This is a genomic window from Rhodococcus sp. GXMU-t2271 (assembly GCF_041414735.1).
Lineage (GTDB): Bacteria > Actinomycetota > Actinomycetes > Mycobacteriales > Mycobacteriaceae > Rhodococcus > Rhodococcus indonesiensis.
On record NZ_JAUIZP010000001.1, the window covers coordinates 62,912 to 76,158 of the forward strand.

Here is a 13,247-nt window from a genome sequence, read left to right on the forward strand (position 1 = left end):
GAGGCCGCGCATTCCGGGGTGCCCGGTCAACCGTTCTTGTGGGGCATGAATTCCTGGGCTTTGGTCCGGATGCCTTCCTTGACGAAGTCCCAGCGATCCTCGTCCCCGCCGAGCACCGCGGCCGTGGCCGACTTGAACTGTTCCCAGGTGGCGTGCGGCGGGATGGGCGGCATGTTCGGATCGGTGTGCACGTCGAGAACGGTGGGTCGATCCGCGGACAATGCAGTCTCCCAGGCTCCGCCCACGTCGTCCGGGTCGGTGACGGTGATCGCCTGCATACCCAGACTCGATGCGAAGGCCGCGTAGTCCACATCCGGAAGAGTTTGGGATTCGACGAATTTCGGTGCACCGGACATCGCCCGCATCTCCCAGGTGACCTGGTTGAGGTCGTTGTTGTGCAGCACCGCGACGATCAACCGGGGATCGCGCCAGCTCTCCCAGTAGCGCTTGATCGTGATCAGCTCGGCCATCCCGTTCATCTGCATCGCACCGTCACCGGCGAAGACGATCACCGGCCGGTCGGGGTGGCCGAACTTGGCACCGATGCCGTACGGCACCCCCGGCCCCATCGTCGCCAGCGTGCCCGACAACGACCCGCGCATCCGGCCGCGGAAACGCAACTGCCGGGCGTACCAGTTGGCTGACGAACCCGAATCCGCGGTGACGATCGCGTCGTCGGGCAGCCGCGGGGAGAGCTCGGCGAACAACTTGAGCGGATTGACGGGATCGGCCGGCACGGCGGCCTCCATCTCCATGGTTTCCCACCACCGCGCGACATCGGACTCGATCTTCTCCCGCCAGGCGCGGGTCTCCTTCCGCCTCAGGTTCGGAATCAGCGCTCGGAGCGCGGTACGCGCATCCGCGATCAGATTGACCTCGTTCGGGTAGCGCATGCCGACGAGCCGGCCGTCGATGTCGATCTGAACCCCGCGGGCCTGGCCGTACTCGGGCAGGAATTGGGTGTACGGGAAACTCGAGCCGATCGTCAGCAGAGTGTCGCACTCGCGCATCATCTCGTAGCTGGGCCGGGTGCCCAGCAGGCCGATGGAGCCGGTCACCCACGGTAGTTCGTCGGAGAGCACGTCCTTGCCCAGCAACGCCTTGGCTGCCCCGGCGCCGAGCAGGTCGGCGACCTGCTCGATCTCCTCGTGGGCGCCGCGGGCCCCGTTGCCCACCAGCAGGGCCACCTTCTCGCCGGCGTTGAGGATCTCGGCGGCGCGGCCGATCGCCTCGTCGTCCGGCGCAACGGTGGGCCAGTCCACACCCAGACTCGACGGGACCATCTTGAACTCGTGTGTCGGCGGCGAGTACTCGAGTTCCTGCACGTCCGCGGGCACGATCAGTGCCGTGGGGGCGCGTTGGGTAAGTGCGACCCGGATCGCCCGGTCGAGCACATTGGGGAGCTGCTCGGGCACGGTGACCATCTGCACGTAGTCGCTCGCGACGTCCTTGTACAGGCTCAGCAGGTCCACCTCCTGCTGGTAGGACCCGCCCATCGCGGTGCGGTTCGTCTGCCCGACGATCGCCACCACGGGCACGTGGTCGAGCTTGGCGTCGTACAGACCGTTGAGCAGGTGGATCGCGCCCGGACCCGACGTCGCCATGCAGACCCCGAGGCGGCCGGTGAATTTCGCATAACCGACCGCTTCGAAGGCGCTCATCTCCTCGTGCCGGGACTGCACGAACTGCGGGCTGTTGCCGGCTCTACCCCAGGCGGCGAGCATTCCGTTGATGCCGTCACCGGCGTAGGCGAACACGTGCTCGATGCCCCAGGAGCGGAGTCGCTCGAGTAGATAGTCGGCTACCTTTGCGCTGGCCATCGGTGCCTCCTTGTCGGGTGACACTGTGTGCATTTCGAACGACGGTGGGCGAGCCCGGTTCGAAATGATCCGGGTGACACGAGACGTGCGTCTGCTGCGCCGTCCACCGTGGTCGTGGTCGGTTGGGGATCGCGGGGTTGTTCGTTCGGAGTCCCGCATCGGGGTGGCTGATCCCTCTAGGGACCATGATTGTCCTCGGGCACGAGTCCGGCAACCGCTAGACAAAGGTTGCGGAAGAACAACCATTGCGAGTAGCAAGATAGGGACGGTGTGATACGCCGCGCAACTCTTGTCGGCCGTCCCCACGAGTTCACGAATCGAAGCGGAGTCCATGGTTCCAATTCCTCGGTACGACGCAGATGTCGCAGCGGATGCAGATGTCGCCCCGCACGTGCTACGGGAGTACTCCTTCGTTGCCGATGGTGAGCGAGGGGCTTTGATCGGTCCGCGCGGGGATTTCGCATGGATGTGCGCCCCGCTGTGGCATTCCGAGCCGGTGTTCTCGACTCTGCTCGGCGGAACCGGGACGTACGTCGTCGCTCCGGATACCTCCCGGTTCGTATGGGGTGGCTACTACGAGGACGGCACCCTGATCTGGCGCAGTCGATGGGTGGACAACGGCATCGTCGAATGCCGCGAGGCTCTCGCCATGCCCGCAGATCCGCACACGGTAGTGATCCTTCGCCGCCTGGTCGCCGTCGAGGGCGACGCCCGACTGCGGGTGGCACTGCGAGTCCGGGTGGGTTACGAAGGCCGGGGTATGGAGTGTCCGACGCTCCGCGACGGCGTGTGGCATGCGCGGGCCGGTTCGTTGCATCTGAGGTGGCAGGGTGCCGGCACGGCCACTTCGAGCGCCACTGGTTTCGAGATGCGGCTGGGACTGCGCTCGGGCCGCACCCATGATTTGCTGCTCGAGATCTCCGATCGCCCGTTCGCCACGGCGACGCCCTCTGCTGAAGCCGTGTGGCGCCGCACGGAGCAGGCATGGGCGGCTGCGACAGCACCGATCCACGGCACACTCGCCGACCGGGATGCACGCCACGCGACCGCCGTTCTGACGGGCCTGACCAGCGGCAGCGGTGGCATGGTGGCCGCCGCGACGACCGCCTTGCCCGAACGAGCCGCTCAGGGTCGCAATTACGATTACCGTTACTGCTGGATCCGTGACCAGTGCTATGCCGGTCACGCGACGGCGGTCTACGGCCCACATCCTCTTCTCGACGCCGCGATCAACTTTGTCAGCGACCGCCTTCTCGCCGACGGCCCCCAACTGAAGCCGGCATACACCGTCGGCGGAGGTCCGGTCCCTTCTCAGAGCACTCCGCCGCTACCGGGATACCCGGGGGGCAAAGTCGTCGTCGGCAACTGGGTGAACCAGCAATTCCAGCTCGACACGTTCGGAGAAGCGCTGTTGCTTTTCGCCGCCGCATCCCGCCGCGACCGCTTGGAACAACAGCACTGGCGTGCCGTGGAGGCTGCCGTGGCGGCCATCGAGTCGCGATGGACAGAGCCCGACGCCGGAATCTGGGAATTGCACACCCGTCGCTGGACACATTCGACATTGACATGTGCAGCCGGGCTGCGGGCCGTTGCCGCGGTCGCCCCCCGCATCCAGCGCGATCATTGGAGCAGCCTCGCCGACACGTTGACCAGGTCCGCTGTGACCGAATGCGTCCATCACTCCGGAAGATGGCAACGCGCTCCCGATGACGAACGGGTCGACGCAGCACTGCTTCTTCCCACCATCCGAGGAGCCCTGCCACCGGACCATCCGACGGGCCGGCACACACTCGACGCTGTCCGCACGGAACTCGGCCGCGACGGCTATGTGTACCGCTTCCGCCACGACGACCGTCCTCTCGCGGAGGCGGAAGGGGCCTTCTTGCTCTGCGGGTTCGTCATGGCATTAGCCGACCATCAACAGGGCAACTCGTTCGAGGCGGTGCGCTGGTTCGAACGCAACCGCGCCGCATGCGGCTCGCCCGCGCTGTTCACAGAAGAATTCGATGTCATCGAGCGGCAACTGCGAGGCAACCTCCCCCAGGCCTTCGTCCACGCACTGTTACTCGAATCGGCTCAACGACTGGCGCGTCCTTGGAGATCCCGAGGATGAGGACAGCCGGTCGGTGACGGAAAGGACCGTTCCCATGACTACCTCTCCTACAGGTCAAGTCGTCGTGGTCACCGGCGCCAGCGCCGGAATAGGACGTGCAGTGGCCCGTTCCTTCGGACACCGCCAAGCCAAGGTGGTCTTGCTGGCACGAGGTGAACTCGGATTGGCAGCGGCCGCTCGGGAAGTCGAAGCCGCAGGCGGACAGGCACTGACCGTGCCCACCGATGTCGCCGACCCCGACGCGGTGGAGGCCGCCGCAGCTGCGGCCGAGGAACAGTTCGGCCGAATCGATGTGTGGGTCAACGTGGCGTTCACCTCGGTGTTCGCGCCCTTCACCGATATCTCCGCGGCCGAGTTCAAACGAGTGACGGAAGTGAACTACCTGGGTTTCGTCTACGGAACGATGGCCGCGCTGAGCAGGATGATGCCACGTGACCGCGGGACCATCGTCCAGGTCGGCTCTGCGCTCGCCTACCGAGGGATTCCGCTGCAGAGCGCCTACTGCGGATCCAAGCACGCCATTCAGGGCTTCCACGAAGCACTGCGGTGCGAACTCCTGCACGAGAAGAGCAACGTGCACGTGACGATGGTGCAGATGCCCGCGGTCAACACCCCGCAGTTCTCCTGGGTCTTATCGAGACTTCCTCGCCAGGCCCAACCGGTACCTCCGATCTACCAGCCGGAAGTAGCCGCTCGAGCGGTCCTGCACGCGGCGGACCATCCGCACCGTCGTGAATACTGGGTAGGCGGCAGCACCGCCGCCACCCTCGCAGCCAACGCCATCGCTCCTGGTCTTCTCGATCGGTATCTGGCCCGGACGGGACTCGAATCCCAGCAAACAGACCGACCCCGCGATCCGGATCAGCCGGTCAATCTCTGGCATCCCGCGGACGGACCGGACGGCGAAGACTTCACCGCGCACGGCGCGTTCGACGACTGCGCCAAGACCTCGAGTGCACAAGCGTGGCTGTCCAGGCATCACGGACTGATCGCCACAGCGCTGGGCGCGGTAGGCGTGGTCGGCGCTGCGGCGCTGGTCGGCCGTCGAGTCGAGTCCTCACGGTGACCGCTGCCGAAGTCGGTCTTCCGAATTCGCTCCAACCGTCAGGGTGCGAGCGGCCATAGCAAGGTCAGCGCATCCCCGTGGGTGGGTTCTCCGGCAGCGGTCGCGAAGGCATCGAACGCAGACGTTAGTTTGTCCCGCTCCTGCGCACTCAACCGCCGGAGCACGGCGGCGATGGCACTGCGACGGTGCTCGGTCACCGTCCGAACCAGCTCTGTCCCCTCGGGCGTCAACGTCAGCGCGAGATTGCGGCGATCGGACGGAGAATCGCGGCGATCCAACAATCCCAGCTTGATCAATCGGTCGACCGCTCGGCTGGCATTGGAAGGGTTGACCTCCAATTCCTCCGCCACGGCAGCGAGATTGAGCGGTCCCCGAGTGCCGACCAATACGAGGATGCGCAACTGCGGGATGCTCACCCGATCCTCGACCTCTGCCACCGACGTCGCCGCGATCCCGACCAGAGCGCGCGACGCCCACATCACCGCGTCGACCTGAGTGTCGAACTTCTTTCTACCGCGGCGATTTTGTGACGAGGGGCGAGCCGTCGGGTCCATGTCGCCATCCTGCCCCGGCATCATGTGTGCCGGCAACAATTGCGTCCCTGCAGTCATAATGTCGCTACGGTTCGTCCCGGGCAGGTTCAACGCGTCGGCGGGATGCTCGGACCGTCGTCGACGGCGTGACCGGCAAGTTGGTGCCTCACGCTCCCGCGTGTTCGCTCTTCGGTCGTGCGCGAACTGGTTCGCCGAGGCATGGCCCGACCTCATGACAAGCGGGAAAGCCGCACTCTGCGCCGGATGGCCGAAACCGCTGCCCGCAGGGACCCGGTGTCTCGTCGCGCACCGGTACTGCCCGCCCACCGTCGACCCCGGCGCACTGGCCGAGGCGGTCTCCGAGGTGCTGCGCGACAAGACCTTCTCCCGCCAGGCTGGGAGCAACGGGTTCATCAGCGGCCGCGACGGCCTGAAGCCACTACCGCACCCGAGCCCGTGACTGCACAGACCAAGTTGTCCCGCACGCCAGTCGCGCCGGTCCGACGCGAAGGTAGCGGAGGTGTTTGATTGCTCCCTTTTCGGGTACCGCCGTTGCCATGACTGCTGTGGACCGGATCCGGGACCCGTGGGGCGCCCGCACCCCCTACGGCCCCGGTGAGGCGTGGCCGACCAGGGTCGACATGTACCTCGCCGAGGGGGTGGACGAGGACGACGTCGAGGCGTGGGTGCAGTCGGCGACGATCCTGCACTCGAACGGCGACGGGTTGGACATCGCCGTCAAGGACGGGCGCATGGTCGGCGTCCGTGGCCGGGCGGTGGACCGGGTCAACCACGGCCGCCTCGGTCCGAAGGATCTGTTCGGCTGGCAGGCCAACCATTCGCCGGACCGGCTGACCACGCCGCTGATCCGGCGCGACGGCGCGCTCGTGGAAACGGACTGGGACACGGCGATGGACGCCGTCGCCGGGCGGACGAAGGAACTGTTGCAGGAGCGCGGACCCAGTTCGATCGGCTTCTACACCACCGGGCAGCTGTTCCTCGAGGAGTACTACACGCTGGCGCTGATCGGACACGGCGGCATCGGCACCAACCACATGGACGGCAACACCCGGCTGTGCACGGCGACGGCGGCTGCGGCGCTGAAGGAGTCCTTCGCGTGCGACGGCCAACCGGGTTCGTACACCGACATCGACCACGCCGACGTGATCGCGCTCTACGGCCACAACATGGCGGAGACCCAGAGTGTGCTGTGGACCCGGGTGCTCGACCGGCTCGCCGGCCCGAACCCTCCGGCGATCGTCTGCGTCGACCCGCGGGAGACGCCGGTGGCACGCGCGGCCACCGTGCACCTCGCACCCCGGCCCGGCACCAACGTGATGCTGATGAACGGGTTGCTGCACGAGATCGTGCACCACGGCTGGGTCGACCGCGACTACATCGACGCCCACACCGTCGGCTTCGCCGAACTGGAGAAGCAACTCGAGGACTACCCGGCGGAGAAGGTCGCGCAGGTGTGCGACGTCCCGCTCGCCGACCTGCAGGCGGCCGCCCGGCTCCTGGGCACCGCCGAACGGCTGCTGTCCACCGTGCTACAGGGCTTCTACCAGTCGCATCAGGCCACCGCCGCCGCCGTCCAGGTGAACAACGTGCACCTGATCCGTGGCATGCTCGGCAAGCCGGGATGCGGGGTGCTGCAGATGAACGGTCAGCCCACCGCGCAGAACACCCGCGAGTGCGGGGCCGACGGCGACCTGCCCGCGTTCCGGAACTGGGCGAACGACGAGCACATCGCCGAACTCGGACGGGTGTGGAACATCGATCCGATGCGGATCCCGCACTACACCGCGCCCACCCACCTGATGCAGATGATGCGGTACGTCGAGGACGGTTCGATCCGGTTCCTGTACGTCAACGGCACCAACCCGGCGGTGTCGTTGCCGGAACTCGGCCGAATCCGCGAAATCCTCACCCAGGAACGGCTCTTCCTCGTCGTGCAGGACATCTTCCTCTCCGAGACCGCGCAACTCGCGGACGTCGTGCTGCCGGCCGCCACGTGGGGGGAGAAGACCGGCACGTTCACCAACGTCGACCGCACCGTGCACCTGTCGGAGAAGGCCGTCGACCCGCCCGGGCAGGCCCGCGCCGACCTCGACATCTTCATCGACTACGCCCGCCGGCTGGGACTGCAGGACAAGGACGGGCAGCCCCTGGTCAAGTGGTCGACGCCGGAGGAGGCGTTCGAGGGCTGGAAGCAGTGCACTGCGGGACGGCCGTGCGATTACACCGGTCTCTCGTACGACAAGCTCCGCGGCGGCAGCGGCATCCAATGGCCCTGCAACGACGAACACCCCGACGGCACCGAACGCCTCTACGAGGACGGGAAGTTCTGGAGCGCACCGGACTACTGCGAGAGCTACGGCCGCGACATGGTCACCGGCGCCCCGCTCGAACCGACCGAGTACAAGGCGATGAACCCCCTCGGCAAGGCGGTGATCAAGGCAGGGGAGTACCTGCCCCCGCACGAGGTGGTCTCCGAGGAGTTCCCGTACCTGCTCACCACCGGGCGGACGCTGTACCACTTCCACACCCGCACCAAGACCGGGCGGGCGCCGCAGCTGCAGAACGCCGCCCCCGAGGTGTGGGTGGAGATGTCCGCCTCCGACGCCCAGCGGCACGGCTGGGGGGAGGGCGACCTGCTGCGCATCACCACCCCGCGCGGCCGGGTGGAGGCACGGCTGCGGATCAGCGGCATCCGCCCCGGGGTGCTGTTCCTGCCGTTCCACTACGGTTACTGGGACACCCCGGGCGGGCACGAGCCGGGCGGCGCCGAGGGCCGGGCCGCCAACGAACTGACCGTCACCGACTGGGATCCGGCGTCGAAACAGCCACTGTTCAAGACCGGAGCCGCCCGGGCCGAGCGTCTCCTGGCCGGTGACGGCACGCCGTCCGCCGCACCGACGACCACCGCGTCGCGTCCGGTGGGCGCCGGCATACCGGACACCGAGGGCGGACCTGCGGCCACCGTGACCGAGACCGTCGTCGACACGAGCGGAGGCGCATCGTGAACAAGGTGGGCATGGCGATCGAGGAGCTGCACCGAGCTGAGAACGACCTGGCCGGCAAGTTGCTGGAGATTTCGGATCGGCAGAAGGTCGACCACGAGATCTTCTACCTCGGGCGCGATCTCGCGCGCTGGTCCCAGCAGCACGTGCGCGAGCTCGCCCGGGTCGGACGTGACTACGGTCTCGACCTCGACACCGAGCCGGAGGACGATCACACCATCCTGGCCCGGCTGCGGCAAAAGGGCAGCGAACTGCTCGGCCGGCACCACGAGCCCGGCCTGCTGCTCCTGCACGACCTGCGTGAGATCCACCGGATGGCAGCCGGGGTCTCCCTGGACTGGGAGATACTGGCCCAGACCGCGCAGGCCATGCAGGACCGGGAACTGCTCGCCACGGCCGAACGCTGCCACCCGCAGACGCTGCGCCAACTGCGCTGGGCCAATGCGAAACTCAAGGAGAGCGCCGCGCAGATCATGGTCACGGGCTGACCGGTGCTCGTCTTCGGAAACGACTACCGTTCTGCGGGAACAGGTTACCGGTCGGAACCGGCCCCGCGTTCGAGGATGTCGACAATCTCCTGGGCCCGGGCGATCCACTCGCGTACCCGCGTCCCGGAAACCCGGCGGGGGAGCTGCCCCAAACGCAGCGTGCGCGTGTAGCCGCCCGCTCGGTCGCGAACCGGCAGTACGACGGAACCGATGTCGTAGGTTTCCTCTTCCTCGAGGTCGCGCAAGGTGTAGTCGACCGCCGATTCGACCACGCGCTCCCGGATGTTCCGCTCCTGGGCCGGGGTCAGTCTCCCGTTTGCATAACGGTGGGTGGCGTCGCGCATCCCTTCGTATGCGGCTCCGCCTTCCCGAGGAAGGAACGACAGCAGGAACCCGTGTGCGCGGACGAAGTCGAGACGGTCCCGGTAGAGCTGCCTCCCGGGCTCCTCGACGCTGCGGGCCTTGGCGAGCCACCGCTCCTGATCTTCCGGCGGGAGATCGAACACGAGCGAGTCACCGATCGGGGGCACTATCGGAACTCGCTGCGCCAGGCCGTTCTCCGGATCGATTCCGGGAGCCGACGCCGAGAGTACCGTTGCCATCTCGTCCCGACCCACCGCGGTGTAGACCGTGACCTCGCAGCCGATGTCGTGCGCGAGGTCCTCGACGGCCGTCCGGGCGCAGTCCGCCTCCTGGATCTCCGACAGCAGCCGGTGCTCCAGCCGAGCCAGCAACGAGGTTCCGACGAAGCTCCCGTAACCGCCCTGGAAGAAGATCAGCGGGGCCACCGGGTTGGTGACGGCCATGTCCGCCACGGCGCACAGGACGATCCAGTGGTCCCCTGCCTCCACCGTGTCGGTGATGCGGGTGTCGATCCAGGCCACCGAGTCCGCCAGCACCGGATCCCCCGACGGGGACGGGAACCAGTCGATTCCGTCGAACTTGTTCTCCCAGCGGCGGGCGAGGGCGGAGACCAGTTCCTCCTGCTCACCGCCGACGATGTTGATGCACAGCGACGCGCACTCCCGCAGCTTGGCGAACGTCTTCGACGTCTTCATCGGCATGAACGAGACGAGGGGCGGATCGAGAGACACCGACCCGAAGGTCCCGACCACCAGGGCCAGCAGTTCACCGTCGTCCGCGCGGCCGGTCACGACGGCCACACCGGTCGGGTAGTGCCCCATCACCTCCCGGAAGAGCCCTCGGTCGACCGGGGTCGCGATATCAGTCATTGCGGTCCTCCTGATCTCGGGGACGGGATGGTTCCGGCATGCATCCGAGATGCCGGGTTCAATGCTTGACGTACTCGGACTGCAGTTTCCGTCCGAGGCTCTCGGGCCGGAGGAACAGGATGCAGAGCACGCCGCCCACGAGAAGGATGATGCCGGTGATGGTGAATGCCTGGTGCACACCGGTCGCCATGTTCGTCGCCATCTCGGGAGTCAGCTTGCTGCCGGCAGCGGGCGACACGTAACCGGCGCGGGCCATCAGCCAGCCCACGAGCGTCGGGGAGACGATGGCACCGATCGAGGCCACGCCGCCCAGCGTGGCCATGAGGATCGGCCGCTGCTTGGCACCGACCGCGTAGGCGATCGCGGAGGCGGTCATCGGGTACGCGAGGCTGCAGCCGGCTGCGAGGCACAGCAGGGCGACGGCCGGCACACCGGAGGTCGTCTGGACCAGGATGAAGCAGGTTCCGGCCACCAGGGCTGCGATACCGAACGGGACAGCGATCGCGCGATGCGCGTTGTGGCCGTGCTTCATCAACCGGTGGCCGAGGAAACCGAGCAGCAGCAGCACGGCGGCACCGAGGATCCAGGGAATGGTGGTGACTGTGCCGACCTGAGGAAGTGACAGGCCGACCACGGTGCCGAGGTACTGAGGCAACCAGGTCGTGACGAAACCCTGGACCCAGAAGTTGGAGGCCCCTCCGATCACCGCGGCGAGGAAGGTCATGCTGAGCAGGGCGCGCCATACGACGACCGGCTTCTGCTCGTCCACCTCGGCCGTGGCGACCTCCCCGCTGCCCTGCGCCGGCTTCCGGTCGCCGGTACGGTTGTCCGCCGGATTGTGCTTGCCGTGCCCGGCGAACGGTCCGTCGGCGGCGATCAGGAGCCAGGCGACGACCCACACGAATCCGACGATGCCGAGGACGCCGAAGGCCCAGCGCCAACCCCAGGCGACGATGACCCAGGCGAGGGCAGGCGCGGCGATGACCGGCCCCAGCGTCGAGCCGGCGGCAACCAGATTGGACGGCAGTGCGCGACGACGCGGCTCGAACCACGAATGGGCCGAGGTCAGGGACATCGCCGTAGCCGGGCCTTCGGCGCCGCCGAGGACGATGCGGGTCACCAACAGCACCGCGGCACCGCCACCGAGGAGCATCGGGAACTGCATGACCGCCCAGACGACGCCCATCGTCAGGATGATCCACTTGACCGAGAATCTGGCAGCCAGGAAGCCTGTGATCACGGAGACCACTGCGTAGAGGAAGAAGAACGCGCTGCCGATGAATCCGAACTCCACGGCGGAGATTCCGAGATCGGGCATGGCCTCGGAGGCCACCAGGCCGAGCACGGCCTTGTCGGCGAAGGCCACGATCTGGAAGAGGACGAGCAGAGCCGTCACTATCCACGCCTTGCGGTTCATCCTGTGGAAGTCGATCCTCTTCTCCCCGGATTTCGGGGAGGCGGAGACATCGGGCGCCACGGTCGAAGCCATGAGCAGCCACCTTTCCTAGCGAGCCGCGGATGCTCGATCCGTCGGCGAGTCGACAGTGGTTCAGAAGCTATTTCCACGCGTCCCTACTGCGGTAGGAGGGAAACCTTTACTGTCGGCTCCCGCCGTGTTCACCCAGAATGAAGGAGTCGAGACCGGAGGAGGACTATGAGCACGCGCGCGTCGGACCTGTCCCTGGGTGAGCAGGTCGGGGCTGTCCGAACCGGATCGGTGACCGCCGAGGACCTCGCCACACAGGTCAGACGAGCGATCGAACTGCGGGAACCGGAACTCGGTGCCTGGGTGTGCCTGTCGTCGACGACTGCGGAACAGGCCCGTGCCGTCGACCGGGGCCTCGGCTCGGCACCGTTGGCCGGGTTGTCCGTCGGGGTCAAGGACCTCATCGACGTCGCCGGGATGCCGACGCGCGCCGGTTCCACGGTGACCTCTCCGAATGCGGTCGGCACCGATGCTGCCTGCGTGAGTCGTCTGCGTTCCCTCGGTGCGATCGTCCAGGGCAAGACCGTGACGACGGAGTTCGGCTACTTCACTCCCGGCCCCACCCGCAACCCGCACGCCCTCGACCACACCCCCGGCGGGTCCTCCAGTGGCTCTGCTGCGGCCGTCGCAGCAGGGACCGTGCCCCTGGCGCTCGGCACCCAGACGGCCGGCTCGCTGACCCGGCCGGCCTCGTACTGCGGGGCCGCCGGCATGGTTCTCGCGCACGGCACCACGGACATGTCCGGCATCACCGGTCTGAGCGAGTCACTGGACTCCCTGGGTCTGCTCACGCGGTCCGTAGCCGATCTTCGCTTCGTGCACAACGTATTCGGTCACGGGCGTTCGGAGGTTCCGGCGTCGGAGCCGGTGACTCGGGGCCTGGTCTGGAACGCCGGTGCCCTCCACCCCGTGGAACCCCCCATGTCTGCGTTGCTGGCACATGTGCCCGCCCTGTTGGAGGAGATCGGGGTGAAGGCCGAACCTCTCGACTGGGACGATCATGTCCAGACCTTGTCCGAGGACCACGTCACCGTCATGTCGTACGAAGCCGCGCGGGCTCGGGCCCACGAATTCGACGAACACGCGGGTGCACTGAGCGCGCCGATCCGGGATCTGCTGGAGAACGGTCGCAGGATCGCCGGAACCGAGTATGCCGCGGCCCTGACCCGTCGGGACCGCTCCCGGGAACTGCTGGACGCGATTCTCGTCTCCGCTCCGATCATCGTCGGACCGGCAGCGCTGGGACCGGCCCCCTCCGGACTGTCCGCAACCGGGTCCCCGATACTCAGCCGACCGTGGCAGCTGCTCGGATTGCCGGTCGTGGTCGTGCCGGGCGCCCGCACGTCCTCGGGACTGCCACTGGGTCTTCAGATCGTCGGGCTACCGGGACACGAGGACCGGCTGCTCGACGTGGGCGAGAAGCTCGAAGTGCTCCTTCGCGAACTGCCGGAAATCGCCGCCTGAGCTGCGAGCTCGCTCGGCTCGT

General features: G+C 67.3%; 10 protein-coding genes. 6 read left to right on the forward strand and 4 right to left on the reverse strand.

The window, feature by feature from the left end; genetic code table 11:
* Window positions 1-26: 26 nt before the first annotated feature.
* Window positions 27-1,820, reverse strand: a complete 1,794-nt coding sequence (locus tag QYS60_RS00285) for a thiamine pyrophosphate-requiring protein (protein WP_289379321.1) — start codon at window positions 1,818-1,820, stop codon at window positions 27-29.
* A 331-nt stretch (window positions 1,821-2,151) separates the two neighbouring features.
* Here QYS60_RS00285 and QYS60_RS00290 point away from each other — a divergent pair, with 331 nt between their 5' ends.
* Window positions 2,152-3,933 (forward strand): glycoside hydrolase family 15 protein, encoded by a 1,782-nt coding sequence (locus tag QYS60_RS00290; protein WP_371382083.1) that lies wholly within the window; start codon window positions 2,152-2,154, stop codon window positions 3,931-3,933.
* 34 nt (window positions 3,934-3,967) lie between these two features.
* Window positions 3,968-4,999 (forward strand): SDR family oxidoreductase, encoded by a 1,032-nt coding sequence (locus QYS60_RS00295; protein ID WP_371382084.1) that lies wholly within the window; start codon window positions 3,968-3,970, stop codon window positions 4,997-4,999.
* A gap of 38 nt (window positions 5,000-5,037) precedes the next feature.
* Here the strand turns inward: QYS60_RS00295 and QYS60_RS00300 are convergent, their stop codons facing one another.
* Entirely contained in the window at window positions 5,038-5,553 is a 516-nt protein-coding gene (locus QYS60_RS00300) for a MarR family winged helix-turn-helix transcriptional regulator (protein ID WP_289379330.1), read from the reverse strand.
* Between the two features lie 211 nt (window positions 5,554-5,764).
* Between QYS60_RS00300 and QYS60_RS00305 the strand changes: the two genes are divergently transcribed.
* The 3 genes from QYS60_RS00305 (at window position 5,765) to QYS60_RS00315 (ending at window position 9,043) form a co-directional block, all read left to right on the forward strand.
* The gene (locus tag QYS60_RS00305) at window positions 5,765-5,992 is read left to right on the forward strand and encodes a hypothetical protein (RefSeq protein ID WP_371382085.1); all 228 of its coding nucleotides are present in this window, start codon (window positions 5,765-5,767) and stop codon (window positions 5,990-5,992) included.
* A 97-nt stretch (window positions 5,993-6,089) separates the two neighbouring features.
* A complete protein-coding gene (locus tag QYS60_RS00310) occupies window positions 6,090-8,558 on the forward strand; it encodes a molybdopterin oxidoreductase family protein (protein WP_371382086.1) in 2,469 nt (822 codons plus the stop codon).
* The gene (locus QYS60_RS00315; protein ID WP_289379325.1) at window positions 8,555-9,043 is read left to right on the forward strand and encodes a hypothetical protein; all 489 of its coding nucleotides are present in this window, start codon (window positions 8,555-8,557) and stop codon (window positions 9,041-9,043) included. Before QYS60_RS00310 ends, QYS60_RS00315 begins: the two co-directional genes overlap by 4 nt.
* 44 nt (window positions 9,044-9,087) lie before the next feature.
* On the opposite strand, the gene QYS60_RS00320 is transcribed toward QYS60_RS00315, so the two are convergent.
* The gene (locus QYS60_RS00320; protein WP_289379326.1) at window positions 9,088-10,275 is read right to left on the reverse strand and encodes a flavin reductase family protein; all 1,188 of its coding nucleotides are present in this window, start codon (window positions 10,273-10,275) and stop codon (window positions 9,088-9,090) included.
* A 58-nt stretch (window positions 10,276-10,333) separates the two neighbouring features.
* Window positions 10,334-11,764 carry an MFS transporter gene (locus QYS60_RS00325; protein WP_289379327.1) on the reverse strand — a complete coding sequence of 477 codons (1,431 nt, stop codon included), beginning with the start codon at window positions 11,762-11,764 and terminating at the stop codon, window positions 10,334-10,336.
* 165 nt (window positions 11,765-11,929) lie between these two features.
* On the opposite strand from QYS60_RS00325, the gene QYS60_RS00330 reads away from it, so the two are divergent.
* Entirely contained in the window at window positions 11,930-13,225 is a 1,296-nt protein-coding gene (locus QYS60_RS00330) for an amidase (protein ID WP_371382087.1), read from the forward strand.
* The last annotated feature ends 22 nt before the right edge of the window (window positions 13,226-13,247 follow it).